The 26,427-nt window shown below is 59.5% G+C and carries 27 protein-coding genes; all 27 read left to right on the top strand.

Translation table 11 applies throughout. The features are described from left to right. Positions 1-45: 45 nt before the first annotated feature. The 27 genes from CKW15_RS11365 to flhF all read left to right on the top strand — a co-directional run bounded on the left by CKW15_RS11365 (position 46) and on the right by flhF (position 26,407). Positions 46-396 (top strand): flagellar protein FlaG, encoded by a 351-nt coding sequence (locus CKW15_RS11365; RefSeq protein WP_095152132.1) that lies wholly within the window; start codon positions 46-48, stop codon positions 394-396. Positions 397-477: 81 nt separating this feature from the next. Next, positions 478-1,863, top strand: coding sequence for a flagellar filament capping protein FliD (gene fliD / locus CKW15_RS11360; RefSeq protein WP_095152131.1), 1,386 nt, complete (start codon positions 478-480; stop codon positions 1,861-1,863). A 153-nt stretch (positions 1,864-2,016) separates the two neighbouring features. Next, positions 2,017-2,412, top strand: a complete 396-nt coding sequence (fliS, locus tag CKW15_RS11355) for a flagellar export chaperone FliS (protein ID WP_095152130.1) — start codon at positions 2,017-2,019, stop codon at positions 2,410-2,412. A gap of 17 nt (positions 2,413-2,429) precedes the next feature. Beyond that, a complete protein-coding gene (fliT, locus tag CKW15_RS11350) occupies positions 2,430-2,726 on the top strand; it encodes a flagellar protein FliT (protein WP_095152129.1) in 297 nt (98 codons plus the stop codon). Between the two features lie 172 nt (positions 2,727-2,898). Next, positions 2,899-4,374, top strand: a complete 1,476-nt coding sequence (locus CKW15_RS11345; RefSeq protein WP_095059012.1) for a sigma-54 dependent transcriptional regulator — start codon at positions 2,899-2,901, stop codon at positions 4,372-4,374. Positions 4,375-4,502: 128 nt separating this feature from the next. Next, positions 4,503-5,696 carry a PAS domain-containing sensor histidine kinase gene (locus tag CKW15_RS11340; RefSeq protein WP_177450568.1) on the top strand — a complete coding sequence of 398 codons (1,194 nt, stop codon included), beginning with the start codon at positions 4,503-4,505 and terminating at the stop codon, positions 5,694-5,696. Between the two features lie 5 nt (positions 5,697-5,701). After that, positions 5,702-7,087: a sigma-54 dependent transcriptional regulator gene (locus CKW15_RS11335; protein WP_095152127.1), complete on the top strand. Its 1,386-nt coding sequence runs from the start codon at positions 5,702-5,704 to the stop codon at positions 7,085-7,087. A gap of 235 nt (positions 7,088-7,322) precedes the next feature. Then, a complete protein-coding gene (gene fliE / locus CKW15_RS11330) occupies positions 7,323-7,652 on the top strand; it encodes a flagellar hook-basal body complex protein FliE (RefSeq protein WP_034146274.1) in 330 nt (109 codons plus the stop codon). Positions 7,653-7,668: 16 nt separating this feature from the next. Next, positions 7,669-9,456: a flagellar basal-body MS-ring/collar protein FliF gene (gene fliF, locus CKW15_RS11325; RefSeq protein WP_095152126.1), complete on the top strand. Its 1,788-nt coding sequence runs from the start codon at positions 7,669-7,671 to the stop codon at positions 9,454-9,456. Then, the gene (fliG, locus tag CKW15_RS11320; protein ID WP_095059016.1) at positions 9,449-10,468 is read left to right on the top strand and encodes a flagellar motor switch protein FliG; all 1,020 of its coding nucleotides are present in this window, start codon (positions 9,449-9,451) and stop codon (positions 10,466-10,468) included. The genes fliF and fliG overlap by 8 nt, the downstream gene beginning before the upstream one ends. Before the next feature lie 4 nt (positions 10,469-10,472). Next, on the top strand, positions 10,473-11,270 hold the full coding sequence (gene fliH / locus CKW15_RS11315) for a flagellar assembly protein FliH (RefSeq protein WP_095152125.1): 798 nt from the start codon (positions 10,473-10,475) through the stop codon (positions 11,268-11,270). Next, positions 11,260-12,618, top strand: a complete 1,359-nt coding sequence (gene fliI, locus CKW15_RS11310; protein WP_095059018.1) for a flagellar protein export ATPase FliI — start codon at positions 11,260-11,262, stop codon at positions 12,616-12,618. The genes fliH and fliI overlap by 11 nt, the downstream gene beginning before the upstream one ends. A 6-nt stretch (positions 12,619-12,624) precedes the next feature. Continuing rightward, entirely contained in the window at positions 12,625-13,074 is a 450-nt protein-coding gene (gene fliJ, locus CKW15_RS11305; RefSeq protein ID WP_095152124.1) for a flagellar export protein FliJ, read from the top strand. 189 nt (positions 13,075-13,263) lie between these two features. Next, on the top strand, positions 13,264-13,563 hold the full coding sequence (locus CKW15_RS11300) for an STAS domain-containing protein (RefSeq protein ID WP_095059020.1): 300 nt from the start codon (positions 13,264-13,266) through the stop codon (positions 13,561-13,563). Between the two features lie 5 nt (positions 13,564-13,568). Next, complete coding sequence (locus CKW15_RS11295; RefSeq protein ID WP_095059055.1) at positions 13,569-15,275, top strand: fused response regulator/phosphatase; 1,707 nt, start codon at positions 13,569-13,571, stop codon at positions 15,273-15,275. Between the two features lie 30 nt (positions 15,276-15,305). Continuing rightward, positions 15,306-15,656: an Hpt domain-containing protein gene (locus tag CKW15_RS11290; RefSeq protein WP_095152123.1), complete on the top strand. Its 351-nt coding sequence runs from the start codon at positions 15,306-15,308 to the stop codon at positions 15,654-15,656. 101 nt (positions 15,657-15,757) lie between these two features. Next, the gene (locus CKW15_RS11285) at positions 15,758-17,107 is read left to right on the top strand and encodes a flagellar hook-length control protein FliK (RefSeq protein ID WP_095152122.1); all 1,350 of its coding nucleotides are present in this window, start codon (positions 15,758-15,760) and stop codon (positions 17,105-17,107) included. A 185-nt stretch (positions 17,108-17,292) separates the two neighbouring features. Next, the gene (gene fliL, locus CKW15_RS11280; protein ID WP_095152121.1) at positions 17,293-17,793 is read left to right on the top strand and encodes a flagellar basal body-associated protein FliL; all 501 of its coding nucleotides are present in this window, start codon (positions 17,293-17,295) and stop codon (positions 17,791-17,793) included. A gap of 9 nt (positions 17,794-17,802) precedes the next feature. Then, positions 17,803-18,771, top strand: coding sequence for a flagellar motor switch protein FliM (fliM, locus tag CKW15_RS11275; protein WP_095152120.1), 969 nt, complete (start codon positions 17,803-17,805; stop codon positions 18,769-18,771). A 67-nt stretch (positions 18,772-18,838) separates the two neighbouring features. After that, positions 18,839-19,285 carry a flagellar motor switch protein FliN gene (fliN, locus tag CKW15_RS11270; protein WP_095059025.1) on the top strand — a complete coding sequence of 149 codons (447 nt, stop codon included), beginning with the start codon at positions 18,839-18,841 and terminating at the stop codon, positions 19,283-19,285. Beyond that, on the top strand, positions 19,286-19,732 hold the full coding sequence (fliO, locus tag CKW15_RS11265; protein ID WP_095152119.1) for a flagellar biosynthetic protein FliO: 447 nt from the start codon (positions 19,286-19,288) through the stop codon (positions 19,730-19,732). After that, a complete protein-coding gene (gene fliP / locus CKW15_RS11260; RefSeq protein ID WP_095152118.1) occupies positions 19,732-20,490 on the top strand; it encodes a flagellar type III secretion system pore protein FliP in 759 nt (252 codons plus the stop codon). Before fliO ends, fliP begins: the two co-directional genes overlap by 1 nt. Continuing rightward, positions 20,487-20,756 carry a flagellar biosynthesis protein FliQ gene (gene fliQ / locus CKW15_RS11255; RefSeq protein ID WP_095059028.1) on the top strand — a complete coding sequence of 90 codons (270 nt, stop codon included), beginning with the start codon at positions 20,487-20,489 and terminating at the stop codon, positions 20,754-20,756. The genes fliP and fliQ overlap by 4 nt, the downstream gene beginning before the upstream one ends. A 12-nt stretch (positions 20,757-20,768) precedes the next feature. After that, the gene (fliR, locus tag CKW15_RS11250) at positions 20,769-21,545 is read left to right on the top strand and encodes a flagellar biosynthetic protein FliR (protein ID WP_371856295.1); all 777 of its coding nucleotides are present in this window, start codon (positions 20,769-20,771) and stop codon (positions 21,543-21,545) included. A 3-nt stretch (positions 21,546-21,548) separates the two neighbouring features. Continuing rightward, a complete protein-coding gene (gene flhB, locus CKW15_RS11245; RefSeq protein ID WP_095059030.1) occupies positions 21,549-22,688 on the top strand; it encodes a flagellar biosynthesis protein FlhB in 1,140 nt (379 codons plus the stop codon). A gap of 252 nt (positions 22,689-22,940) precedes the next feature. Beyond that, on the top strand, positions 22,941-25,070 hold the full coding sequence (flhA, locus tag CKW15_RS11240; protein ID WP_095059032.1) for a flagellar biosynthesis protein FlhA: 2,130 nt from the start codon (positions 22,941-22,943) through the stop codon (positions 25,068-25,070). Positions 25,071-25,081: 11 nt separating this feature from the next. After that, the gene (gene flhF, locus CKW15_RS11235) at positions 25,082-26,407 is read left to right on the top strand and encodes a flagellar biosynthesis protein FlhF (RefSeq protein WP_095059033.1); all 1,326 of its coding nucleotides are present in this window, start codon (positions 25,082-25,084) and stop codon (positions 26,405-26,407) included. The last annotated feature ends 20 nt before the right edge of the window (positions 26,408-26,427 follow it).

Here is a 26,427-nt window from a genome sequence, read left to right as displayed (position 1 = left end):
GCGTTTACGTGCCCTTTCGTCTTTTCCATGAAAAGGAGATTTAGCATGGACATGAGCGTCAAGTTGAACCTGTCTTATCCTGCCGTTGCGCCGCAGAGCGCAGCGCCTAGTGCGACCGCCAAACAGGAGCAGGCTAAGGCTGAAGCCGTTGCGTCGTCGGGCTCCGAGCTCAAGCGCGATGAGCTGGAAAAGGCCGTGACCGATATTCAGGAGTTCGTCCAGGCTGCCCAGCGCAAACTGGATTTTTCCATCGATGATTCCACCGGCCGGGTCGTGGTCAAGGTCATCGCCACCGAAACCGGTGACGTGATTCGACAGATCCCTTCGGAAACTGCACTGAAACTGGCCCAGAGCCTGTCGGACGCCAGTAGTTTGTTGTTTGACGACAAAGTCTGAACTGGCATGAATTTTGTTGCTGTCTGCGTTCGAGGCGCTCTTCGTCAAGAAAGCAGTAGCTACTGAACTAGGAGTTAGATGATGGCGGGTACATCGGTTAGTGGTATTGGTTCGAACATCGATACCCAGGCGATCGTGAAGTCTTTGGTTGACTCAGAAAGAGCGCCGAAGCAGACGCAGATCAACAACCAGACGCTGAAAGCAACCACCTCGCTGTCGTCTATCGGTAAAATCCAGGCGGCGCTGGATGCCTTCCGTGGCGCGTTGGATAACATGAAGACCGCCTCCAGTTTCAGCGGGTTGAGCGGTTCATCCTCGGATGAAAAAGTCGCCACCGTGACCACGGGTAACGGTGCGGCGGCGGGCAATTTCTCGCTGCTGGTCACCCAATTGGCGACGGCTTCGAAAATCTCCACCAAGGTCTATGCCGGCGGCGCTTCTTCGGTGGTCAATGCTGGTTCGGTGCCGGCAACCCTGAGCATCAAACAGGGCAGCGACACTTTCGACGTCAGCATTCCTGCTGGCGCGACCCTGCAGCAGGTGCGCGATTCGATCAACTCCCAATACGCGAACAAGGGCTTGAGCGCCAACATTCTGACCGATGCCAACGGTTCTCGCATGGTGCTGACTTCCAGCAAAACCGGTGTCGGTTCGAATCTCACTCTGGTGGGTAACTCCGGCTTGGAAACCGGCACCTCGATTCTCGCAACGCCTCAGAACGCAATTTACAAACTCGATGGCGTGGCGATGGAATCCAAGAGCAATACCGTTGCCGATGCGGTAAGCGGGATTACTCTAAAGTTGACGGGGGTTTCTCCGACTCCGTCCGGCGGCGGTGCGGTGACGCCAACCACGATCACAGTGGCAGCCGACACAACGACGCTGAAGTCTTCGGTCAAGGGGTTTGTTGATACCTACAACGCGCTGATCAAGGCTGCCAGCTCCGAGACTCAAGTCACCACCAATGCTGATGGTTCGTTGACGACGGGCGCTCTTACGGGAGACGCATCTCTGCGCTCGTTGCTGTCGTCGGTACGTAATGAGTTGAACGCCATGGGCGGCACCGGGCAGTTGAAGTCCCTCGCTCAGTTCGGTGTTCAGACTGACCAGAAGACCGGATTGCTTTCGATCGACGATAAAGTATTCGGTGCAGCGGCCCTTACCAACGCCGCCGATATCAACGGGATCTTTTCTGGCGATACCGGTTTGCTTGCGCGCATGAAGTCTGCTACCGACAGCTTTGCGCAGAAAAATACCGGTGTTTTTGCAGCACGTTCAACGAGCCTGAGTGATAGCCTGAACGATCTGAAAAAGCAGCAAGACTCCCTTGATGCGCGGATGAGCAGCCTGCAAGCGAGCTTGAGCGCTAAATACTCGGCGATGGACTCTCTGGTGGCCAGGCTGCGAGCCCAGAGCGACAGCATCATGACCACGCTCAATGCGCTGAACAATCCGAAGTCGGACTGATCCGGACCAGGCATAAAAAACCCAGACAATCTGCAATGACAGTGCCTGGGTTTTTTCTTTGGTGACGACTCCGGGTTAAAGTTATCTGTCGCTCAGTCGACATAACGATCAGAGCAATCCTTTTTCAGTTGTTGTCTGTCACGAGGTAGAAACATGAACCCCATGAGAGCCCTTCGCCAATACCAGAAGGTCAATTCCCATGCCCAGATCTCTGAAGCCAACCCCCATCGCCTTGTGCAACTGTTGATGGAGGGCGGGCTGGATCGCATGGCCCAGGCCAAGGGTGCCATGGAGCGTGGCGACATCGCACTCAAGGGGTTGATGATGGGTAAGGCCGTAGACATCATCATCGGCCTGCGCGATGGGTTGAACCCGGAAAAGACTGAAGACCCGGCATCGCTGCAACAGCTCGACAATTTGTATGCCTACATGATGACGCGTTTGATGGAAGCCAATCGCGATAACAACGCAGCAATCATCGACGAAATATCAGGTTTGCTCGAAACCCTGAAAAGCGGCTGGGATGCGATTGGCAACCCACAGGCCTGACGGCCGAGGATGACGTCATGAGTCAAGCACTCCAACGGATCGAACAAACCCGTGAAGCCTTGGTCGACGCCCTGGCAGCGCGCAATTGGGACGCCATCGGTGAACTGGATGCGGCCTGTCGGGAATGCGTTGATGAGGTGCTCAGCGAAGCGCCGGTTGATGAAGACGCTGTGCGCAGCAATCTGGAGGGGTTGTTGGCGGTGTACAAGGATTTATTGACGGCGACGATGGGTGAGCGTCAGGCGATAGTCGATGAGATGTCGCAGATCAACCAAGCGAAGAGCGCGGCAAAGGTTTACCATCTGTTTGGTTAAATAATCCCCGGTTAATCCAAACAAGCGCGCCATAAATTTGACTGTGCACGGTTTTTTGACTTAACTAGTGGCTGGTTCCAGATTTCAGTCGTCTTCAGGCATATCAGGCCTGCAAGCGTTTAGCTTGCCCCAGCATTTTGGGCATTGAGTTGACTAGGGAAGTTGCTATTGCATGTGGCGTGAAACCAAAATTCTGCTGATTGATGACGATAGCGTCCGCCGCCGCGACCTGGCGGTGATTTTAAATTTTCTTGGTGAAGAAAATTTACCCTGCGGCAGCCATGACTGGCAGCAGGCTGTCGGCTCTTTGTCATCAAGTCGTGAAGTCATCTGTGTCCTTATCGGGACGGTTAACGCTCCTGGTGCACTTCCGGGCCTGTTAAAGACACTCGCAACCTGGGATGAGTTCCTTCCGGTTTTGTTAATGGGCGATAATTCTTCCATTGACCTGCCTGAAGACCAGCGTCGCCGCGTGCTTTCGACCCTCGAAATGCCACCCAGCTACAGCAAACTGCTCGATTCGCTGCACCGTGCCCAGGTCTATCGCGAGATGTACGACCAGGCCCGTGAGCGCGGTCGTCACCGTGAACCCAATCTGTTCCGTAGTCTTGTCGGCACCAGCCGGGCGATTCAGCACGTCCGTCAGATGATGCAGCAAGTCGCGGATACCGACGCCAGCGTGCTGATCCTCGGTGAGTCCGGGACTGGCAAGGAAGTGGTTGCGCGTAACCTGCACTACCACTCCAAGCGCCGCGAAGCGCCGTTCGTACCGGTCAACTGCGGGGCTATTCCGGCAGAGCTGCTGGAAAGCGAATTGTTCGGTCACGAGAAGGGCGCGTTCACCGGAGCGATCACCAGCCGTGCCGGGCGTTTTGAGCTGGCCAATGGCGGCACCCTGTTCCTCGATGAAATCGGCGACATGCCGCTGCCGATGCAGGTCAAGCTGCTGCGCGTGTTGCAGGAGCGCACCTTCGAGCGCGTGGGCAGCAACAAGACCCAGAGCGTCGATGTGCGCATCATCGCGGCCACCCACAAGAATCTCGAAAGCATGATCGAGATCGGCTCCTTCCGCGAAGACTTGTACTACCGCCTGAACGTGTTCCCGATCGAGATGGCGCCGCTGCGTGAGCGCGTCGAAGACATTCCGCTGCTGATGAACGAATTGATCTCGCGCATGGAGCACGAGAAGCGCGGTTCGATCCGTTTCAACTCCGCCGCCATCATGTCGCTGTGCCGACATGGCTGGCCGGGCAACGTCCGCGAACTGGCCAACCTGGTGGAGCGCATGGCGATCATGCATCCGTATGGCGTCATCGGCGTGGTCGAGTTGCCGAAGAAATTCCGCTACGTCGACGATGAAGACGAGCAGATGGTCGACAGCCTGCGCAGCGATCTGGAAGAGCGCGTAGCCATCAACGGTCATACTCAGGATTTCGCCGCCAGCGCCCTGTTGCCGCCGGAAGGTCTGGACCTCAAGGATTATCTTGGCGGGCTGGAGCAAGGGCTGATTCAGCAGGCGCTCGATGATGCCAATGGCATCGTGGCGCGTGCGGCTGAGCGGCTGCGTATCCGGCGCACCACGCTGGTGGAGAAGATGCGCAAGTACGGCATGAGCCGTCGTGATGGAGATGAACAGGCGGATGATTGACGCCTGTTTTTCAACTCATTCATTTTCAAGCGGTTTTTTTTAGGCACGGGTATTGCTAAGTCCCTCGCAACGTTCCGTTTAACTGACGGTCAGCCAAGCGAGAAAACACAATGCCCCAAGCCGCCCAGATGTCTCCTGTTCCTGTTGCCTTGGGGCAATCGTCGTCCGTAGAGCAGGCGAGCCGGTTGGGTCTTGAGCAGACCTTGACGCTGTTCAATCAGATGTCGAGCCAATTGACCGATTCCTACAGCATGCTTGAAGCCCGAGTCACCGAGCTCAAGGGCGAGTTGGCGGTGGTCAGCGCTCAGCGCATGCAGGAGCTGGCCGAAAAAGAACGCTTGGCCAATCGTCTGCAAAACCTTCTTGATCTGTTGCCGGGCGGCGTCATTGTCATTGATGCCCAGGGCATCGTGCGCGAAGCGAATCCGGCGGCGTGCGAGTTGCTTGGTCTGCCGCTCGAAGGCGAGTTGTGGCGCCATGTCATCGCCCGCTGCTTTGCGCCGCGCAAAGACGATGGCCATGAAGTCTCTCTCAAGGATGGTCGGCGCCTGTCGATCGCCACGCGTTCGCTGGATGCCGAGCCCGGTCAGTTGGTGCTGCTCAACGACCTGACCGAAACCCGTCACCTGCAAGATCAACTGGCCCGCCACGAACGACTGTCTTCCCTCGGCCGCATGGTCGCTTCCCTGGCTCACCAGATTCGCACCCCGTTGTCGGCGGCGCTGCTGTACGCCAGCCATCTGACCGAGCAGGCGTTGCCGGTCGCGACCCAGCAGCGTTTTGCCGGGCGCCTCAAGGAGCGCTTGCACGAGTTGGAGCATCAGGTGCGTGACATGTTGGTGTTCGCTCGCGGTGAACTGCCGCTGACTGACCGCGTGACGCCGGGCCAGTTGATGCAATCGCTGCAGGCCGCAGCGTTGACGCATGTGCAGGATTTGCCGATTCGCTGGCAGTGCGACAGCCATGCGGGGGAGTTGCTGTGCAATCGCGACACCCTGGTCGGAGCGATCCTCAACCTGATCGAAAACGCCATTCAGGCCAGCGCCGGCGATCTGTGCCTGAAAGTCCATCTCTATACCCGCGGCAATCACCTGCGCCTGTGTGTCAGCGACAGCGGTAGTGGTATCGACGATGCCGTGCTGGCGCGATTGGGTGAGCCATTTTTCACCACTAAACCCACTGGCACGGGCCTTGGTCTGACCGTGGTCAAAGCCGTGGCGCGTGCGCATCAAGGGGAATTGCAGCTGCGTTCGCGACTCGGTCGCGGTACGTGTGCGCAAGTGATTCTGCCGTTGTTCATCGGCACTCAGGGAGCGGAGTGACAAGTATGTCCATCAAGGTTTTATTGGTCGAGGACGACCGCGCCTTGCGCGAAGCGCTGGCGGATACGCTGCTGCTCGCGGGGCACGATTACAAGGCCGTGGGCTCGGCGGAAGAGGCGCTGACTGCGGTGGGGAGCGAGGCTTTCAGCCTGGTGCTCAGCGACGTCAACATGCCGGGCATGGACGGGCATCAATTGCTTGGCTTGCTGCGGGCGCGCCAGCCGCAACTGCCGGTGTTGTTGATGACGGCGCACGGAGCGGTGGAGCGTGCAGTCGATGCGATGCGTCAGGGGGCGGCGGATTATCTGGTCAAGCCGTTCGAGCCCAAGGCGTTGCTCGATCTGGTGACGCGTCACGCCTTGGGCAGTCCTGGTCCGGCCGACAGTGAGGGGCCGATCGCATTCGAACCGGCCAGCGCCCAGCTGCTGGAGCTGGCAGGACGAGTGGCGCGCAGCGATTCCACGGTGCTGATTTCCGGTGAGTCGGGAACCGGCAAGGAAGTGCTGGCGCGTTACATTCATCGGCATTCCCATCGAGCTGATCAGCCGTTTGTGGCGATCAACTGCGCCGCGATTCCGGACAGCATGCTCGAGGCCACATTGTTCGGCCATGAGAAGGGTTCCTTCACGGGCGCCATCGCCGCCCAGGCGGGCAAGTTCGAGCAGGCGGAAGGCGGCACGCTGCTGCTCGATGAAATTTCCGAGATGCCCCTGGGGCTTCAGGCCAAGCTGTTGCGGGTGCTTCAGGAGCGTGAAGTTGAAAGGGTGGGGGCGCGCAAGCCGATCAGCCTGGATATCCGTGTGGTTGCGACGACCAATCGCGATTTGGCGGCAGAGGTCGCGGCCGGTCGCTTCCGCGAAGACCTGTTCTATCGTCTCTCGGTATTTCCGTTGGCCTGGCGCCCGTTGCGTGAGCGCACCGCCGACATCCTGCCGCTGGCCGAGCGCCTGCTGGCCAAACACGTCAATAAAATGAAGCATGCACCCGCGCGCCTGTCGCCCGAGGCCCAGGCGTGCCTGATCGGCTATCCGTGGCCGGGGAACGTGCGGGAGCTGGACAACGCGATCCAGCGTGCACTGATTCTTCAACAGTGCGGATTGATTCAGCCGCAGGATTTCTGTCTGGTCGGAGCGGTGGCCTGCGCCCCGTTACCGGTCGCGTCATCGGCCCCCGTTCACATCGCAGAGAGCGAGTCCGAGTCGGCCGGCGCCCTGGGTGATGATCTGCGTCGTCGTGAATTCCAGATGATCATCGATACCCTGCGCGCTGAGCGTGGCCGGCGCAAAGAAGCGGCTGAACGCCTGGGGATCAGCCCGCGAACCCTGCGCTACAAGCTGGCGCAAATGCGCGATGCCGGCATGGATGTGGAAGCGTACTTGTTCGTAACCTGAAGGACTGGCGAAGAACCATATAGGCCACAGCACGATCCTGGGGGCGCTGGTTTACCGGCGAATCGATGGTGGTCGTGACGCCGTCTTCGCTGGCAAGCCAGCTCCTGCAAGGGAGCGAGATGTCTGGAAAGGGCTTTTGTTAAATGAGGCGATGGAGCTGGCACCCTTGTTGCTAACACCTCAATGCCCGACGAGTGAGTGTCAAAAAAATGCGGGTCGCCCAAGAGAGTGGATCATGAGCCAAGGTATTGAATTTAATCGGTTGATGCTGGATATGCGCGCCATGCAAATGGATGCCATGTCTGCGCCGAAATCGACTGCCGCTGTCCCCGAACTGAATGGCAGCAGCTTTTCCGACATGCTCGGTCAAGCCGTCAATAAAGTGAACGACACCCAGCAGGCGTCTACTCAATTGGCCAGTGCGTTCGAAATTGGCAAAAGCGGCGTCGACCTGACGGACGTGATGATTTCCTCACAGAAGGCCAGCGTGTCCTTCCAAGCGTTGACCCAAGTGCGTAACAAGCTGGTTCAGGCATATCAAGACATCATGCAGATGCCTGTTTAAAGGACGAGATTGAGTCATGGCAGAAGCAGTCGCCGATAACGTTCCGGCCAAGACCACCCCGATTGACGGCAAACCGCCGCTGTTCGGGTTGTCTTTCCTGGAAAACCTCTCCGAGATGACCATGTTGCGTCAGGTAGGCCTGTTGGTCGGCCTGGCAGCGAGCGTGGCGATTGGCTTTGCCGTGGTGCTGTGGTCACAGCAACCGGACTACCGGCCTCTGTACGGCAGCCTTGCCGGTATGGACGCCAAGCAGGTCATGGATACCCTGGCCGCCGCCGACATTCCCTACACCGTAGAACCAAACTCCGGCGCGTTACTGGTCAAGGCTGAAGACCTCTCCCGGGCGCGGCTCAAGCTCGCGGGCGCTGGTGTCACTCCCAGCGATGGCAACATCGGTTTTGAAATCCTCGACAAAGAGCAGGGCCTGGGGACCAGCCAGTTCATGGAAGCGACCCGCTATCGTCGCGGCCTCGAAGGTGAACTGGCGCGCACCATTTCCAGCCTGAACAACGTCAAGGGTGCCCGTGTGCACCTGGCGATCCCGAAGAGTTCGGTGTTCGTGCGCGACGAGCGCAAGCCAAGTGCTTCGGTGCTGGTTGAGCTGTACTCCGGTCGTTCGCTGGAGCCTGGGCAGGTCGTTGCGATCATTAACCTGGTGGCGACCAGCGTCCCGGAACTCAGCAAGTCGCAGATCACCGTTGTCGACCAGAAGGGCAACCTGCTCTCCGATCAGGCGGAAAACTCCGAACTGACCATGGCCGGCAAGCAATTCGATTACAGCCGCCGCATGGAAAACATGCTCACCCAGCGTGTGCACAACATTCTGCAACCGGTGCTGGGCAATGACCGCTACAAAGCCGAAGTCTCGGCCGACGTGGATTTCAGTGCCGTTGAGTCGACCTCCGAGCAGTTCAATCCGGATCAGCCGGCGTTGCGCAGTGAGCAGTCGGTCAACGAGCAGCGCACCGCCAGTAACGGTCCGCAGGGCATTCCCGGTGCCTTGAGCAACCAGCCACCATTGCCAGCCTCTGCGCCGCAAACCACCGGTGGCGCCACGGCGTCGGCGGGCATGGTGCAGCCAGGTCAGCCGCTGATCGATGCCAACGGTCAGCAAATCATGGACCCGGCCACCGGCCAGCCGATGCTCGCGCCGTACCCGGCGGACAAGCGTCAACAATCGACCAAGAACTTCGAGCTCGACCGTTCCATCAGCCACACCAAGCAACAGCAGGGTCGTTTGAATCGCCTGTCGGTGTCGGTCGTGGTCGACGATCAGGTCATGATCAACCCGGCCAACGGTGAAACCACCCGCGCGCCATGGACCGCCGATCAATTGGCGCGCTTCACGCGTCTGGTTCAAGATGCGGTCGGTTTCGATGCCAGCCGTGGCGACAGTGTCAGCGTGATCAACATGCCGTTCTCCGCCGAGCGCGGTGAAGCGATTGCCGAAATTCCGTTCTATTCCCAGCCGTGGTTCTGGGACATCGTCAAGCAAGTGCTGGGTGTCCTGTTCATCCTGGTATTGGTGTTCGGCGTGTTGCGTCCGGTGCTCAACAACATCACCGGTGGCGGCAAAGACAAACAATTGGCCGGCATCGGTAGCGATGTCGAGCTGGGTGGCATGGGCGGTCTGGATGGCGAACTGGCCAACGACCGCGTCAGCCTCGGCGGACCGCAGAGCATTCTGCTGCCGAGCCCGAGCGAAGGCTATGACGCTCAGTTGAACGCAATCAAGAGCCTGGTGGCCGAAGATCCGGGTCGCGTGGCCCAGGTCGTGAAAGAGTGGATTAACGCAGATGAGTGATAACCGAGCCGCGACCGTCAAACTCAGCAAGGTCGACAAAGCCGCGATCCTGTTGCTGTCCCTGGGCTCTACCGACGCGGCCCAGGTGTTGCGCCACATGGGACCCAAAGAGGTTCAGCGTGTGGGCGTGGCCATGGCGCAGATGGGCAATGTGCATCGCGAACAGGTCGAACAGGTGATGAGCGAGTTCGTCGACATCGTCGGCGACCAGACCAGCCTGGGCGTCGGCTCCGACGACTACGTGCGCAAGATGCTCACCCAGGCGCTGGGCGAAGACAAGGCCAACGGCCTGATCGACCGCATCCTGCTCGGCGGCAACACCAGCGGCCTCGACAGCCTGAAATGGATGGAGCCGCGCGCGGTTGCCGACGTGATCCGTTTCGAACACCCGCAGATCCAGGCGATCGTGGTGGCATACCTCGATCCGGACCAGGCCGGTGAAGTGCTGGGCAACTTCGACCACAAAGTGCGGCTGGACATCATTCTGCGGGTTTCCTCGCTGAACACCGTGCAGCCAGCGGCGCTGAAAGAACTCAACCAGATTCTCGAGAAGCAGTTCTCCGGCAACTCGAACGCCTCGCGCACCACCTTGGGCGGTATCAAGCGTGCGGCGGACATCATGAACTTCCTCGACAGCTCAATCGAAGGCCAGCTCATGGACTCGATCCGCGAAGTCGACGAAGACCTGTCCGGTCAGATCGAAGACCTCATGTTCGTGTTCAACAACCTGGCCGATGTCGACGACCGCGGCATTCAGGCGTTGCTGCGCGAGGTGTCTTCGGACGTGCTGGTGCTGGCCCTCAAAGGGTCGGACGAAGGCGTCAAGGAAAAGATCTTCAAGAACATGTCCAAACGTGCCGCCGAACTGTTGCGCGACGACCTGGAAGCCAAGGGCCCGGTGCGCGTCAGCGACGTCGAAACCGCGCAGAAGGAAATCCTCACTATTGCCCGCCGTATGGCCGAAGCCGGAGAAATCGTGCTCGGTGGCAAGGGCGGCGAGGAAATGATCTAACCCCATGGCCAAGCATGATGACGCGCCTACTGACTTGATCCGGGCCGGGGATGTCAGCGGTTTTGATACCTGGGCATTGCCCAGTTTCGATCCGCCACCCCCCGAGCCGGAACCGGAGCCCGAACCCGAGCCGCCGGAAATGGAGGAAGTGCCGCTGGAGGAAGTCCAGCCACTGACCCTCGAAGAACTCGAAAGCATTCGCCAGGAAGCCTACAACGAAGGCTTCGCCGTGGGCGAGAAGGAAGGCTTTCACAGCACCACGCTCAAGGTCCGCCAGGAAGCCGAAGTGGCCCTGACCGCGAAGGTCGCGGCGCTGGAGCAGTTGATGACGCATCTGTTCGAGCCCATCGCCGAGCAGGACACGCAGATTGAGAAGTCCCTGGTTGATCTCGTGCAGCACATCACCAAACAAGTGATTCAGCGCGAACTGGCCATCGACTCGACGCAGATCGAACACGTCATGCGCGAGGCGCTCAAGCTGTTGCCGCTGGGCGTCGGCAATGTGCGGTTGTACATCAATCCCCAGGATTTCGAACAGGTCAAAGCCTTGCGCGAGCGCCATGAAGAAACCTGGCGCATCGTCGAGGACGAGTCGCTGTTGGCGGGCGGTTGCCGGGTCGAGACGGAGCACAGTCGCATCGACGCGACGGTCGAAACCCGCGTCGCACGGGTGATGGACAAGCTGTTCGACCAATTGCACGAGCAAGCGCTGCACCCGGCCGCACCTGACGTGAGCCTGGAATTGCCCGTCGAGAGCAAACCCGCGGTCGCGCCAGAGCCGGACATTCCCGATGCGCCTTGATCGCACCAGTTTCGCCAAACGCCTGGGCAGTTACGCCGAGGCGACGGAACTGGCCGGTGCTCCCATTCTTGAAGGCCGCCTGCTGCGCATGGTCGGCCTGACCCTCGAAGCCGAAGGCCTGCGCGCCGCCATGGGCAGCCGCTGCATGGTCATCAACGACGACAGCTATCACCCGGTGCAGGTTGAAGCTGAAGTCATGGGCTTCTCCGGCAGCAAAGTCTTTTTGATGCCCGTCGGCAGCGTTGCCGGCATCGCCCCCGGCGCCCGCGTGGTGCCTCTGTCTGACACCGGTCGACTGCCCATGGGCATGAGCATGCTCGGGCGTGTGCTTGACGGTGCCGGTCGTGCGCTGGACGGCAAGGGCGGGATGAAGGCCGAAGACTGGGTGCCGATGGACGGCCCGACCATCAACCCGCTCAAGCGCGAACCGATCAGCGAGCCGCTGGATGTGGGCATTCGTTGCATCAACGGCATGCTGACGGTCGGTCGCGGTCAGCGGCTCGGGCTGTTCGCCGGTACCGGTGTCGGTAAATCCGTACTGTTGGGCATGATGACCCGGTTCACCGAGGCCGACATCATCGTCGTCGGACTCATCGGCGAGCGGGGTCGTGAAGTTAAAGAGTTCATCGAGCACATCCTCGGTGAAGAAGGGCTCAAGCGTTCAGTGGTGGTGGCGTCCCCGGCGGACGATGCGCCATTGATGCGTCTGCGCGCCGCGATGTATTGCACGCGAATCGCCGAATACTTTCGCGACAAGGGCAAGAATGTCCTGTTGCTCATGGATTCCCTGACCCGTTTCGCCCAGGCCCAGCGGGAAATCGCGTTGGCCATTGGCGAGCCGCCCGCGACCAAGGGCTATCCGCCGTCGGTTTTCGCCAAGTTGCCGAAACTGGTGGAGCGAGCGGGCAACGCGGAGAAGGGCGGTGGTTCGATCACTGCGTTCTATACCGTGCTGTCCGAAGGCGATGACCAGCAGGACCCGATTGCCGACTCGGCGCGAGGCGTGCTCGACGGGCACATCGTGCTGTCCCGTCGACTCGCAGAAGAGGGGCATTACCCTGCCATCGATATCGAAGCGTCCATCAGTCGGGTGATGCCGGCGGTGGTGTCTCCGGAGCACATGGTGCGTGCGCAGTATTTCAAGCAATTGTGGTCGCGTTATCAACAGAGTCGCGACCTGATCAGCGTCGGTGCCTATGTCGCCGGCGGCGATCGCGAGACCGATCTGGCAATTTCCCTGCAGCCGCAATTGGTCAAATACCTGCGCCAGGGGCTCAACGACAGCATCAGCCTGGGCGAAAGTGAGGCTTACCTCGCCTCGATCTTCGCGCCTGCGGCTGGCGGTTAACCGGGCATGGCGCAGACTCGGGCAGGGCGTCTGGCTCCCGTCGTGGAAATGGCGGAAAAAGTCGAGAAAACCGCGGTCCAGCGTTTGGGGCATTTTCAGGGGCAGGTGCGGCTGGCGGAAAGCAAGCTCGCCGACCTCGAAGCCTTTCGTCTGGACTACCAGGAACAATGGATCGTACGCGGTAGCAGCGGCGTTTCCGGTCAATGGTTGCTGGGCTATCAAGGGTTCCTCGCGCAACTGGGCACGGCCATTGACCAGCAGCGGCAAAGCCTTGCCTGGCATCAAAACAATCTGAACAAGGCGCGGGAAACCTGGCAGCAGGCGTTCGCAAGAGTCGAAGGTTTACGCAAACTGGTTCAGCGTTATACCGATGAGGCGAGGGCGCTGGAAGACCGGCGTGAACAGAAGTTGCTGGACGAATTGTCCCAACGCTTGCAGCGCGAGAATCCGTATTGAGTCAGTGGGGCCGCATTATCGTTCATCGCGGGCAAGCCACGCACACACAGGTTTTGCGTCGTTCGCGTGGGAGCGTGGCTTGCCCGCGATGGCGATTTCAGGGCCGCTGCAATGTTCATTCTTGCTCCAACCTCTACCCAATGCTAAACCTTGTACAAGCAGGTTCCTCAATGACAAGGAAGCCATGACATGCCAGTCGTTACTGAAATCTCCCCGGACGGGAAAAAGCTGACGATATCGATCAAGGGGCGATTCGATTTCGCCAAGCATCAGGAATTTCGCGAGTCTTACGAAAAAAACCACCTTTCAGCCATTGTGGTCGACCTCAAAGAGGCCACCTACCTCGACAGCTCCGCATTGGGCATGCTGCTCTTGCTGCGTGATCACGCCGGCGGCGAAAGCGCTGATATCCGAGTGGTCAACAGCAGCTCGGATGTGCGAAAAATCCTCGCCATCTCTAACTTCGACAAACTGTTCGACATCAGTTGAACACCGTGCAGCCGCTTGAGTTGCTGACGATCCTGATCGCCGAGGACAGCGCTGCTGATCGCATGCTGTTGGCGAGCATTTTGCGTCGTCAGGGGCATGCGGTACTGACAGCGGCCAACGGTGCGGAGGCGGTCGATGTTTTCCGCGAACTTCGGCCGCATTTGGTGCTGATGGACGCGATGATGCCGGTGATGGACGGCTTCGAGGCGGCCCGGCAGATCAAGGCGTTGTCCGGGGAAAACCTGGTGCCGATCATCTTCCTCACGTCGTTGTCCGAGAACGAAGCCCTGGCCCGCTGCCTGGAGGTGGGGGGCGACGACTTTCTGGCGAAACCCTATAACCAGGTCATCCTCGCTGCCAAGATCAAGGCGATGGATCGCCTGCGACGGTTGCAGGCCACCGTGCTGCAGCAGCGTGACCAGATCGCCAGACACCATGAATACCTGCTCAACGAGCAACGCGTAGCCAAAGCCGTTTTCGACAAGGTCGCGCACTCCGGTTGCCTGAATGCCGCTCCCAATATCCGCTATTTGCAGTCGCCTTATGCGCTGTTCAACGGTGACCTGTTGCTGGCCGCGTACACCCCGGCGGGCGACATGCATGTGCTGCTCGGCGATTTCACCGGCCACGGTTTGCCCGCCGCCGTGGGTGCCATGCCCCTGGCCGAAGTCTTTTACGGCATGACCGCCAAGGGGTATGGGGTGTCGGAAACCCTGCGCGAGATGAATGCCAAGCTCAAACGCATCCTGCCCGTGGACATGTTCTGTTGCGCGATCTTGCTGTGCCTGAGTTTTCAGCGGCGCTCGGTGGAGGTCTGGAACGGTGGCATGCCGGACGGATACCTGCATCACATTGCCGACGGTGAACGCGAGCCCCTGGCGGCGCGGCATCTGCCACTTGGCGTGCTGAGTCCGGAGTCGTTCGATGACCGCACCGAGGTGCACCCCATGGCCATCGGGGACCAGGTTTTCCTGCTATCCGACGGTGTAGTCGACACCTGTAATGCCGATGACCAACTGTTTGGCGTGGAGCGATTGCAGCAGGTGTTCGCGGCCAATCGGCAACCTGATGCTGTGTTCGAAGAGATCAAGCAGGCACTGCGGGATTTTGGCGGTGAGTCCCGCGATGATGTCAGCATGGTCGAGATCAGTCTGTTGGAGCCGGCGCAGATCAGCCCGCCAGCGTTAATGTATTCCGACAGTGGTCAGTCCTGTCCGCTGGATTGGTCGGTCAGCTTCGAGTTTCGCGCCGCAACGCTCAAACGCTTCAATCCGTTGCCCTATCTGTTGCAATTGCTGCTGGAAGTGCATGGCCTGCGCGCTCAGAGCGGGGCGCTGTACAGTGTGCTGGCGGAGTTGTACTCCAATGCACTGGAGCATGGCGTTCTGGGTCTGGATTCAAGTCTCAAGCGCAATGCCTCCGGTTTTGCACGCTATTATCAACAGCGCAGTGTCCGCCTCGAGGCGCTCGAGGACGGCTATATCCGGGTGAATTTGCAGGTAGCACCGAGAGACGAGGGTGGTTGCCTGACCATTCACGTCGAGGACAGCGGCAAAGGTTTTGATGTGGTGCGAGTGATGGAGAGACCCTTGGATGACGTCCGTCTGTCGGGGCGCGGGATCAGTCTGATCCGTCAGTTGGGCCGAAACGCTCAATGGACCGACAATGGTCGAAGTGCCCGCGTGGAGTTTTTCTGGAAGGCTCTGGCATAATCCTCGAATTCTTGATCAGGGAGTGAGCAAGTGGCTGATAAACATCTGGACCCGGACGTATTGAGTGCGTTGCGGGAGGTCATGGAGGATGAGTATCCGAAGTTGCTCGATACTTTTCTTGCCGACTCTGAAGCGCGTTTGAATCGTCTGCACGCAACAGAAGACACTGCGCAGCTCATTGAAGCTGCTCACAGCCTCAAAGGCAGCAGCGGCAACCTGGGGGCTAACAGGCTCGCCGAGCTGTGTAGCCAACTCGAATACAACGCCAACAGCATGCCTTCCCAAAGCATCAAAAAGCTGATCGCTGAGATTGATGACGAGTTCGCGATCGTGAGGCCACTTTACAAAGCCGAACGGCAGCGTTCTCTGACCGAAAGATGACCTGTCCGATATGTTTCCTCGTTTTCGGCTGAAACTGGCTCGCCCCTTGCAGATAACTTTTTCAACTGTATCTACGAGCCCCGTGCGGCGGAGACCGTTTCATGTCTGTCACTCCCAATATCCTGCTTCAGGCCACCGCACAGGCCAAGGCGCAAGCGGCGTCCGCCAATAGCCCGGCGCTGGCGGCCGAGCCTGAAGGCAAGGCGTCCAGCTTTGCTCATGTGTACGCCAATCAGGCCCAGAACAAGCCTTCGGCGATGGGCGATGGCTCGTCCAAATCAATGCGCGATAAAGCGGTTGATGGGACCGGCAAAAAAGACAGCGGCGACGACAAGTCTGCCGCTGTGCAGCCAGCCATTGCCGATAACGGCAAATCCTTGCCCGCCGACAAACCGTCGCCCGCTGATGACACGTCGGTCAGTGATGAGGTCTCAGAGGCCGAACAGGCTCCGTTCGTCGATACACTGCCAACTGACCCTGCGCTCGACCCGGCATTGCAACAGGTCGCTCAAGCGTTAGTGCCAGCACCGCTGCCAGTGACGGATGCCGCACAGCCCGCAGCGGAAACACCGTTGGCGTCAGCTATTCCAGCTGCCACGACGACGGCGCTGGTAGCCACCGACGGGGATTTCGATCCAGAGGCCGACCCGCTCGATGCGCTGCCGGCGTTGCGCCTGGCCATGGAGCAGAGTGGGCATGTGTCCGCGTCCAGCCAGGCTCAGGCGAAGAGTGTACAGACACCCGCCCAGGCACAGGCTGACGGAGAGTCAACCGCGGCACAGAATTTTGCTGCGGGAATGGCGAACATGCTGGACGTGCAGGTCGACAAGGACAGCACCAGCCTGGGAGGCGACAACGCGTTCAGTGGTCTGATCGACGACGGTCTCAAGGATCTGAAGAGCGCCAGCAGCGATACCCGTGTCGATGATTTCGCCAACCGTCTGGCCGCGTTAACCCAGGCTGCCACGCCGAAAACCGCCAACGCCTTGCCAGTGAACCAGCCGATTGCCATGCATCAAAGTGGTTGGACCGAAGAAGTGGTGAACCGGGTCATGTACCTGTCCAGCGCCAATCTCAAGGCGGCTGACATACAGTTGCAGCCCGCGGAACTGGGGCGCCTGGATATTCGGGTGAACATGGTCCCGGATCAGCAGACCCAGGTAACGTTCATGAGCGCCCATCCGGGTGTCCGTGAAGCGCTCGACAGTCAGGTGCACCGCTTGCGGGACATGTTTGTGCAGCAGGGTATGGGACAGGTTGACGTCAACGTCTCCGACCAGTCCCGTGGTTCACAGGATCAAGGGCAGCATCAGCAGGCCCGCAGCGGTCGAACCAACGCCAATGGCGGTCGACTTGACGGCGTGGACGAGAGTCTCACCCCAAGCGTCGCCGAAGTCGCCGCAACCACCACCAGCGTGATCGGCTCCAGCGCGGTCGATTACTACGCCTGACGAACACAACGCCCAACCTTGTAGGAGCGAGCTTGCTCGCGATGGACGTTAACGATGACGAGTGCCGTCTGGATAAACGCGGCGCTCTCACGTCTTTCGCGAGCAAGCTCGCTCCTACATGGCATAACACTTGCTCTTGCCTATCCGTGCGACTGTAAAAACCCGAATAGTGACGGATTATTGGCATGGCGAAGAGCGACTCAGCAGTAAAAGACCCCGCAACCAAAGGCAAACTCAAGCTGATTATCGCGATCGTGGTGGCCCTGCTGCTGGCGATCGGTTTGTCCGTGGGGGCGACCTGGTACTTCATGCACAGCGCCCAGAGCAAGCCTGCCACCGTGGCTGAGACCGCCCCGATCGGCAAGCAGCCAGCGATTTTCGAACCGATGGCGCCGGCATTCGTGGCCAACTTCAACCAGAACGGTCGCCAGCGTTACATGCAAGTGAGCATCACCATGCTCGGCCGCAACCAGGCTGATCTGGAAGCGCTCAAGGTCCACATGCCAGTGATCCGCAATAACCTGGTCATGCTGTTCTCCGGTCAGGACTTCGCGACCCTCGCGTCGCCGGTCGGCCAGGAAATGCTGCGCCAGAAAGCCACGGCCAGTGTCCAGGAAGTGGCGCAGAAAGAGCTGGGCAAAGTGGTGATCGAACAGTTGCTTTTCACTAATTTCGTACTGCAGTAGGAACACGACATGGCCGTGCAAGACCTGCTGTCCCAGGATGAGATCGATGCGTTGTTGCATGGCGTCGACGATGGTCTGGTACAGACCGAGAACGCTGCCGAACCGGGCACCGTCAAAAGCTATGACCTGACCAGTCAGGATCGCATCGTCCGTGGACGCATGCCGACGCTGGAAATGATCAACGAACGTTTCGCCCGCTACACGCGCATCAGCATGTTCAACATGCTGCGTCGTTCGGCGGACGTGGCGGTCGGTGGTGTGCAGGTGATGAAGTTCGGCGAATACGTGCACTCGCTGTACGTGCCGACCAGCCTCAACCTGGTCAAGATCAAACCCCTGCGCGGTACCGCGCTGTTCATCCTCGACGCCAAACTGGTGTTCAAACTGGTGGACAACTTCTTTGGCGGCGATGGCCGTCACGCGAAGATCGAAGGCCGTGAATTCACGCCGACCGAGCTGCGTGTGGTGCGCATGGTGCTGGAGCAGGCGTTCGTCGATTTGAAGGAAGCCTGGCAGGCGATCATGGAAGTGAACTTCGAGTACATCAACTCGGAAGTGAACCCGGCCATGGCCAACATCGTCGGCCCCAGCGAAGCCATTGTGGTGTCGACGTTCCACATCGAACTCGATGGTGGTGGCGGCGACCTGCACGTGACCATGCCGTACTCGATGATCGAGCCGGTGCGTGAAATGCTCGATGCCGGCTTCCAGTCCGACCTCGACGATCAGGACGAGCGCTGGGTCAATGCCCTGCGCCAGGACGTGCTGGATGTCGACGTGCCGATCGGTGCCACCGTTGCCCGACGTCAGTTGAAACTGCGCGACATCCTGCACATGCAGCCGGGGGACATCATCCCGGTCGAAATGCCGGAAGACATGATCATGCGCGCCAACGGCGTGCCGGCCTTCAAGGTCAAGATGGGCTCGCACAAAGGCAACCTGGCGTTGCAAGTGATCGAGCCGATCGAGCGTCGTTGATCGGCGCTCCAAACACATTCGCAGTTAACCGAATTCTGAATTTTTGCTCGCCGAGGACACTGACACTATGAACACGCAAGACGATCAGGCTCTGGCCGATGAATGGGCTGCCGCCCTGGAAGAAACCGGTGACGCCGGGCAGGCCGATATCGATGCCTTGCTGGCAGCCGACACGGGCAATTCGTCATCCAACCGTCTGCCGATGGAAGAGTTCGGCAGCGTGCCGAAAAACAACGAGCCGGTCACTCTCGACGGCCCGAACCTGGATGTGATTCTCGATATTCCGGTATCGATTTCCATGGAAGTGGGCAGCACTGACATCAACATCCGTAACCTGCTGCAACTCAACCAGGGTTCGGTGATCGAGCTGGATCGTCTGGCCGGTGAACCGCTGGACGTGCTGGTCAACGGCACACTCATCGCCCATGGCGAAGTGGTGGTGGTCAACGAGAAGTTCGGCATCCGCCTGACCGACGTGATCAGCCCAAGCGAACGCATCAAGAAGCTGCGCTGAGTGAAAAAGGTTCTGGGCGTTCTTCTGGCATTGCCGTTGACTGCACTGGCGGCCGAACCGGTCGCAACGGCCACCGCCGCTGCTGCGCCGACGGTCAACAGTGGTGTGGCCGGGCAACTGACGCAACTGGTGTTTGGTTTGCTGTTGGTGCTCGGGCTGATCTTCTTCCTGGCCTGGTTGCTGCGCCGGGTGCAGCAGGCCGGACCCGCAGGCAAAGGGCAAGTCATCGAGTTGATCGGGTCCCGTGCACTGGGTCCGCGAGACCGGTTGATGCTGGTGCAGGTTGGCAATGAGCAGATTCTGCTGGGACTGAGTCCTGGGACCATCACCGCGCTACACGTCCTCAAGGAGCCGGTGCAGGTGCCGAGCACGACTGAAAAAACGACGCCGGAATTTGCCCAGCGCCTGCTGGAGATCCTGGGCAAAGATCACAAGGATAAGAAGTAATGGGTGCGTTACGCATCGTCTTGACGTTGGCCCTGATGCTGGCTGCGCCGTTGGCGTTCGCCGCCGATCCGTTGTCGATCCCGGCCATCACGTTGGGCACCAACGCCGAAGGTGCTCAGGAATATTCGGTCAGCCTGCAAATCCTGCTGATCATGACCGCGCTGAGTTTCATCCCGGCGTTCGTCATGCTGATGACCAGTTTCACCCGGATCATCATCGTTTTCTCGATCCTGCGTCAGGCCCTTGGCTTGCAACAGACGCCTTCGAACCAGATCCTCACGGGCCTGGCGCTGTTTCTGACGATGTTCATCATGGCGCCGGTGTTTGACCGGGTGAACCAGGACGCCTTGCAGCCGTACCTGGCGGAAAAACTCACGGCCCAGGACGCCGTTGCCAAGGCGCAGGTGCCAATCAAGGACTTCATGCTCGCCCAAACGCGCAGCAGCGATCTTGAGCTGTTCATGCGCTTGTCCAAGCGCACCGACATTGCCACGCCGGATCAGGCGCCGCTGACCATCCTGGTGCCGGCCTTCGTGACGTCCGAACTGAAAACCGCTTTCCAGATCGGCTTCATGATCTTCATTCCGTTCCTGATCATCGATCTGGTCGTGGCCAGTGTGCTGATGGCGATGGGCATGATGATGCTCTCGCCACTTATCATTTCGCTGCCGTTCAAGATCATGCTGTTCGTGCTGGTGGATGGCTGGGCCTTGATCATCGGCACGTTGGCTAGCAGCTTTGGCGGTTTCTCGCCATGACGCCGGAAGTCGCCGTCGACATTTTTCGCGAAGCGCTGTGGCTGACCACGTTGATGGTGGCGGTGCTGGTGATTCCGAGTTTGCTGGTGGGCCTGATCGTGGCGATGTTCCAGGCTGCTACCCAGATCAACGAACAGACCCTGAGCTTCCTCCCGCGTCTGCTGGTGATGCTGGTGACGCTGATCGTCGCCGGCCCGTGGCTGGTGCAGACCTTCATGGAATACATCATCCAGCTGTACCACAACATTCCGATGGTCATCGGCTAAGCCATGTCATCGCTGCTGCAGTTGACCGACACCCAGATCAGCACGTGGGTCGCGACCTTCATGTTGCCGCTGTTTCGTGTCGGCGCCTTGCTGATGGTCATGCCGGTGTTCGGCACTTCGCTGGTGCCCAAGCGTATTCGGCTCTATTTCGCCCTCGCCATCACCGTGGTCATTGCGCCCAACCTGCCGCCCATGCCGCCGGTACATGCGCTGGATCTGAGCGGGCTGCTGCTGATTGCCGAGCAGATTCTCGTCGGCGCGATCCTCGGGTTCTCTCTGCAATTGTTCTTCCAGGCTTTCGTGGTGGCCGGGCAAATTGTCTCGATCCAGATGGGCATGGGCTTCGCGTCCATGGTCGACCCCACCAACGGCGTGTCGGTGGCGGTGATCGGACAGTTCTTCACCATGCTGGTAACGCTGATGTTCCTGGCTATGAATGGCCATCTGGTAGTGTTCGAGGTGCTGACCGAGAGCTTCACAACGTTGCCGGTCGGTAGCGGCCTGATGGTCAATCATTACTGGGAAATTGCAGGCAAACTGGGTTGGGTCCTGGGTGCGGCATTGCTGCTGGTACTGCCGGCGATCACCGCGCTGCTGGTGGTTAACATCGCGTTCGGTGTGATGACGCGGGCGGCGCCGCAACTGAACATTTTCTCCATCGGTTTTCCGCTGACGCTGGTGCTCGGGCTGTTCATCGTCTGGGTCGGTCTGGCGGACATTCTCAATCAGTATCAGCCGCTGGCCACCGAGGCCTTACAGCTTTTACGCGAACTGGCAAAGGCGCGCTGAGCCATGGCTGAGAGCGAAAGCGGTCAGGACAAGACAGAAGACCCCACGGAGAAAAAGAAAAAGGACGCCCGTGAAAAGGGTGAGATTGCCCGTTCCAAGGAGCTTAATACGCTGGCGATCATGCTTGCAGGTGCTGGCGCGTTGCTGGTGTTCGGCGGAGCGCTGGCTCAGGAAATGATGGACCTGATGCGCCTGAATTTTACGCTGTCGCGGGAAGTGGTGCTGGATCAGCGCTCGATGGGCGCCTATCTGCTGCACTCGGGACAGATTGCCTTGCTGGCGATTCAGCCGGTGATGATCACCTTGCTGCTGGCCGCGTTGATCGGCCCGATTTCCCTCGGTGGCTGGTTGTTCTCCGCGGGCACCATGGCGCCCAAATTCAGCCGTATGAACCCCGGCGCAGGTCTCAAACGCATGTTTTCGGCCAAGGCCGTGGCCGAACTGCTCAAAGCCTTGGCGAAGTTCTTCATCGTGCTGTTTGTGGCGCTGTTGGTCTTGTCCGCAGATATCGACGACCTGTTGCGTATCGCCCACGAACCGCTGGATCGGGCCATCACTCATAGCCTGCAATTGGTCGGCTGGAGCACTCTGTGGATGGCCTGCGGATTGATCATCATTGCCGCCGTAGACGTACCGATCCAGATCTGGGAAAGCATCAAGAAACTGAAGATGACCAAGCAGGAAGTGCGCGACGAGCACAAGGATCAGGAAGGACGACCGGAGGTCAAACAGCGCATTCGCCAGTTGCAACGCGAAATGTCCCAGCGCCGGATGATGGCGGCAATCCCCGATGCCGACGTGGTCATCACCAACCCGACCCACTACGCCGTGGCGCTCAAGTACGACCCGGACAAGGGCGGGGCGCCGATGCTGATCGCCAAGGGCAGCGACTTCCTGGCGCTGAAGATTCGTGAAATCGCGGCGGCCAATGAGATTTTGCTGCTGGAATCGCCGGCGCTGGCGCGGTCGATTTATTACTCCACGGAGCTGGAGCAGGAAATTCCCGGTGGGCTGTACCTCGCGGTTGCGCAGGTGTTGGCTTATGTCTATCAGATTCGTCAGTACCGCGCGGGCAAGGGTAAGCGGCCTGATCCGCTCAAGGATGATTTGCCGATTCCGCCGGATTTGCGCCGCGATTCCTGAGGTCTGCAGTGCTTGTGCCGACGCCTTCGCTGGCAAGCCAGCTCCTACAGGATTGCGTTGGATGTTGCATAGATCTTGCCCACGCCTTCTGTAGGAGCTGGCTTGCTAGCGAAGGCGTCTTTTCAGGCAAAGCAAATCGCGGTTAAACCTCTCTATTTCAGCCTCCCGCCAAAGTTGGAAGGCTTCTTGCAATAGCCACCCTGCGCCTGCTTCTGGCGTCAAAAGTTTGCTTCAAAGGAACGGGGAATACCGGTGGATCGCTCTCAGTTAATCAGCGCAGCTCGCACAAACGTCGCCGACCTCAGTCGGGGCAATTTGGGTGTGCCATTGTTGCTGCTGGTCATGCTGGCGATGATGATGTTGCCGATTCCGCCGTTTCTGCTGGACGTGTTCTTCACGTTCAACATTGCGTTGTCGATTGTGGTGCTGCTGGTCTGCGTGTACGCCTTGCGGCCGCTGGATTTTGCGGTGTTTCCGACCATTTTGCTGGTGGCGACATTGCTGCGGCTGGCGCTGAACGTGGCCTCCACCCGGGTGGTGATGCTCCACGGCCAGGACGGTCACGCCGCTGCCGGTAAGGTGATCCAGGCCTTCGGTGAAGTGGTGATTGGCGGTAACTACGTGGTCGGTATCGTGGTTTTCGCGATCTTGATGATCATCAACTTCGTCGTGGTGACCAAGGGTGCCGGGCGGATTTCCGAGGTGAGTGCGCGTTTCACCCTCGATGCAATGCCCGGCAAACAAATGGCGATCGACGCCGACCTCAACGCCGGCCTGATCGACCAGGCGCAAGCCAAGGCGCGTCGTTCGGAAGTTGCGCAGGAAGCCGAGTTCTACGGTTCCATGGACGGTGCCAGCAAGTTCGTCCGGGGTGACGCCATTGCCGGCCTGCTGATTCTGTTCATCAACCTGATCGGCGGCATGGCGGTCGGTATCTTCCAGCACGGCATGACCTTCGGCGACGCCGGTAAGGTTTACGCGTTGCTGACCATCGGTGACGGTTTGGTGGCGCAATTGCCATCACTGTTGTTATCGACAGCGGCGGCAATCATGGTGACCCGTGCTTCCGGTTCGGAAGACATGGGCAAGCAGATCAATCGCCAGATGTTCGCCTCGCCCAAAGCGCTGGCGGTGGCGGCGGGCTTGATGGCGGTCATGGGGCTTGTCCCGGGCATGCCGCACTTTTCCTTCCTGAGCATGGCGGCCCTCGCGGCAGGTGGTGCCTACCTGTTCTGGAAGAAGCAGAACGGCGCCAAGGTGCAGGCGCTGCAAGAGGTCAAGCGTCAGCAGGAATTGCTGCCTTCGCCAGCCCGGGCCCAGGAAACCAAGGAGCTTGGCTGGGATGACGTGACACCGATCGACATGATCGGCCTGGAAGTGGGCTATCGCCTGATTCCATTGGTCGACCGCAACCAGGGCGGCCAGCTGCTGGCGCGGATCAAGGGCGTGCGCAAGAAGCTGTCCCAGGATCTGGGCTTCCTGATGCCGACCGTGCATATCCGCGACAACCTCGACCTGGCCCCCAGCGCCTATCGCCTGACCCTCATGGGGGTGATCCTGGCGGAAGCGGAGATTTACCCGGATCGCGAACTGGCGATCAACCCGGGGCAGGTCTACGGCACGCTCAACGGCATCACCGCCAAAGACCCGGCTTTTGGTCTGGAGGCGGTGTGGATCGAGATCAGTCAGCGTGCCCAGGCACAATCCCTTGGCTATACAGTGGTCGATGCCAGTACAGTAGTGGCCACCCACTTGAACCAGATTCTCTACAAGCATTCCAGTGAGCTGATCGGCCACGAGGAAGTGCAGCAACTCATGCAATTGCTGGCCAAGAGTTCGCCGAAACTGGCAGAAGAACTGGTGCCGGGTGTGGTGTCGCTGTCGCAATTGCTCAAGGTGCTGCAAGCGTTGTTGGCGGAACAAGTGCCGGTGCGTGACATTCGCAGCATTGCCGAAGCCATCGCGAACAATGCCGCCAAGAGTCAAGATACCGCCGCATTGGTGGCGGCGGTGCGTGTTGGCGTATCCCGCGCAATCGTCCAAAGCATTGTAGGCACTGACTCCGAGCTGCCAGTTATCACGCTGGAGCCAAGGTTGGAACAGATATTGCTCAATAGTCTGCAGAAGGCGGGACAAGGCTCGGAAGAGGGTGTTCTGCTGGAGCCAAGCATGGCTGAAAAGCTGCAGCGCTCGTTGATCGATGCCGCGCAGCGTCAAGAGATGCAAGGTCAACCGGTGATTCTGCTGGTGGCCGGTCCGGTTCGCGCGATGCTCTCGCGATTTGGCCGGCTCGCAGTACCGGGTTTGCACGTGTTGGCTTACCAGGAAATCCCTGACAACAAGCAAGTGACCATCGTTGCGACAGTAGGGCCCAACGGCTGAGGTAGTGGTTTATGCAAGTTAAGCGTTTTTTCGCCGCCGATATGCGTCAGGCCATGAAGCTGGTTCGCGATGAGCTGGGCGCTGATGCGGCGATCATTGGCAACCGCCGGATCGCCGGGGGTGTCGAGCTGACTGCCGCGCTGGATTACAAGCTGTCGGCGCTGGCGCCACGTGTTCCGAACATGGAGCTCGAGGATGAGCTGCGCAAGACCCAATCGCGGATCGTCACCGCCCAGGCCGAACTGAGCCTGCGCAGCGAAGGCGAGAGCGACGAGAGCACCAATCGCCAGTTGTTCGCTGGCCTGCCGCTGACCGCTGCCGAGCCGTTGATCGAACCGACTTACGCCGAGCCGCGTCGCCCGGCACCAGCGCCTGCTCCAGCAGCGGCTGTTGACGCTCGCGTGTTCGACTCGATGCGTTTCGAGCTCAACAGCCTGCGCGAACTCATGGAAGTACAGCTGGGATCGCTGGCCTGGAATCAGCTGCAAGGCAGCAGTCCGGGTCAGGCCAACCTCTGGCGTCGTCTGCAACGCATTGGTCTGTCCGGCCCGTTGTCGCGTGATCTGCTGGCACTGATTACTGAAATCCAGGAGCCTCGTCAGGCCTGGCGCATGTTGCTGGCGCACCTGGCACGAATGATCGCCACGCCGGAAATCGAGCCCCTGGAAGAAGGCGGCGTGATTGCCATGGTCGGCCCTGCCGGCATGGGCAAGACCACCACGCTGGCCAAGCTGGCGGCCCGGTACGTGCTCAAGTACGGCGCACAGAACATTGCGCTGGTGAGCATGGACAGCTTCCGCATCGGCGCACAGGAGCAGCTCAAGACCCTCGGCCGCATCCTCAATGTGCCGGTGACCCACGTCGACCCGGGCCAGTCCCTGGTGCAGGCGCTGGAACCTTTGCTGCGCAAGCGTGTAGTGCTGATCGACACCGCCGGCCTGCAAGCCAGCGACCCGGCGCTGCGTATGCAGCTCGAAAGTCTGGCCGGCCGTGGCATCCGCTCAAAAAATTATCTGGTGTTGGCAACCACCAGCCAGAAACAGGTTCTAACCGCCGCCTATCACAGTTACAAGCGCTGCGGGCTAGCTGGCTGCATCCTGACTAAACTGGATGAAACAGCCAGTCTGGGCGAGGTACTAAGTCTGGCCATCAGCCATGAATTACCGGTGGCGTACCTGACCGATGGCCCGCGGATTCCGGATGATCTGCATCTGCCGCGTCGTCATCAATTGGTCAGTCGCGCCGTCAGCGTGCAAATGCAGGAAGAACCCAGCGAAGAAGCCATGGCTGACATGTTCGCTGACATTTACCACAGCCCCACCAAGCAGGTAGGCTGAGGTAAAAATGAATAGTTTTT

Origin of the sequence: Pseudomonas sp. Irchel s3b5, assembly GCF_900187435.1 — a bacterium.
Taxonomy (GTDB): domain Bacteria; phylum Pseudomonadota; class Gammaproteobacteria; order Pseudomonadales; family Pseudomonadaceae; genus Aquipseudomonas.
Note: the sequence above shows the minus strand (reverse complement) of the source record. Positions and strands in the feature narration are given on the sequence as shown.

What these genes read in the sequence shown, in the direction of transcription:
- CKW15_RS11365 (WP_095152132.1), top strand. Translation starts at nt 46, where the DNA reads ATGGACATGAGCGTCAAGTTGAACCTGTCTTATCCTGCCGTTGCGCCG.
- fliD (WP_095152131.1), top strand. Translation starts at nt 478, where the DNA reads ATGGCGGGTACATCGGTTAGTGGTATTGGTTCGAACATCGATACCCAG.
- fliS (WP_095152130.1), top strand. Translation starts at nt 2,017, where the DNA reads ATGAACCCCATGAGAGCCCTTCGCCAATACCAGAAGGTCAATTCCCAT.
- fliT (WP_095152129.1), top strand. Translation starts at nt 2,430, where the DNA reads ATGAGTCAAGCACTCCAACGGATCGAACAAACCCGTGAAGCCTTGGTC.
- CKW15_RS11345 (WP_095059012.1), top strand. Translation starts at nt 2,899, where the DNA reads ATGTGGCGTGAAACCAAAATTCTGCTGATTGATGACGATAGCGTCCGC.
- CKW15_RS11340 (WP_177450568.1), top strand. Translation starts at nt 4,503, where the DNA reads ATGTCTCCTGTTCCTGTTGCCTTGGGGCAATCGTCGTCCGTAGAGCAG.
- CKW15_RS11335 (WP_095152127.1), top strand. Translation starts at nt 5,702, where the DNA reads ATGTCCATCAAGGTTTTATTGGTCGAGGACGACCGCGCCTTGCGCGAA.
- fliE (WP_034146274.1), top strand. Translation starts at nt 7,323, where the DNA reads ATGAGCCAAGGTATTGAATTTAATCGGTTGATGCTGGATATGCGCGCC.
- fliF (WP_095152126.1), top strand. Translation starts at nt 7,669, where the DNA reads ATGGCAGAAGCAGTCGCCGATAACGTTCCGGCCAAGACCACCCCGATT.
- fliG (WP_095059016.1), top strand. Translation starts at nt 9,449, where the DNA reads ATGAGTGATAACCGAGCCGCGACCGTCAAACTCAGCAAGGTCGACAAA.
- fliH (WP_095152125.1), top strand. Translation starts at nt 10,473, where the DNA reads ATGGCCAAGCATGATGACGCGCCTACTGACTTGATCCGGGCCGGGGAT.
- fliI (WP_095059018.1), top strand. Translation starts at nt 11,260, where the DNA reads ATGCGCCTTGATCGCACCAGTTTCGCCAAACGCCTGGGCAGTTACGCC.
- fliJ (WP_095152124.1), top strand. Translation starts at nt 12,625, where the DNA reads ATGGCGCAGACTCGGGCAGGGCGTCTGGCTCCCGTCGTGGAAATGGCG.
- CKW15_RS11300 (WP_095059020.1), top strand. Translation starts at nt 13,264, where the DNA reads ATGCCAGTCGTTACTGAAATCTCCCCGGACGGGAAAAAGCTGACGATA.
- CKW15_RS11285 (WP_095152122.1), top strand. Translation starts at nt 15,758, where the DNA reads ATGTCTGTCACTCCCAATATCCTGCTTCAGGCCACCGCACAGGCCAAG.
- fliL (WP_095152121.1), top strand. Translation starts at nt 17,293, where the DNA reads ATGGCGAAGAGCGACTCAGCAGTAAAAGACCCCGCAACCAAAGGCAAA.
- fliM (WP_095152120.1), top strand. Translation starts at nt 17,803, where the DNA reads ATGGCCGTGCAAGACCTGCTGTCCCAGGATGAGATCGATGCGTTGTTG.
- fliN (WP_095059025.1), top strand. Translation starts at nt 18,839, where the DNA reads ATGAACACGCAAGACGATCAGGCTCTGGCCGATGAATGGGCTGCCGCC.
- fliP (WP_095152118.1), top strand. Translation starts at nt 19,732, where the DNA reads ATGGGTGCGTTACGCATCGTCTTGACGTTGGCCCTGATGCTGGCTGCG.
- fliQ (WP_095059028.1), top strand. Translation starts at nt 20,487, where the DNA reads ATGACGCCGGAAGTCGCCGTCGACATTTTTCGCGAAGCGCTGTGGCTG.
- flhB (WP_095059030.1), top strand. Translation starts at nt 21,549, where the DNA reads ATGGCTGAGAGCGAAAGCGGTCAGGACAAGACAGAAGACCCCACGGAG.
- flhF (WP_095059033.1), top strand. Translation starts at nt 25,082, where the DNA reads ATGCAAGTTAAGCGTTTTTTCGCCGCCGATATGCGTCAGGCCATGAAG.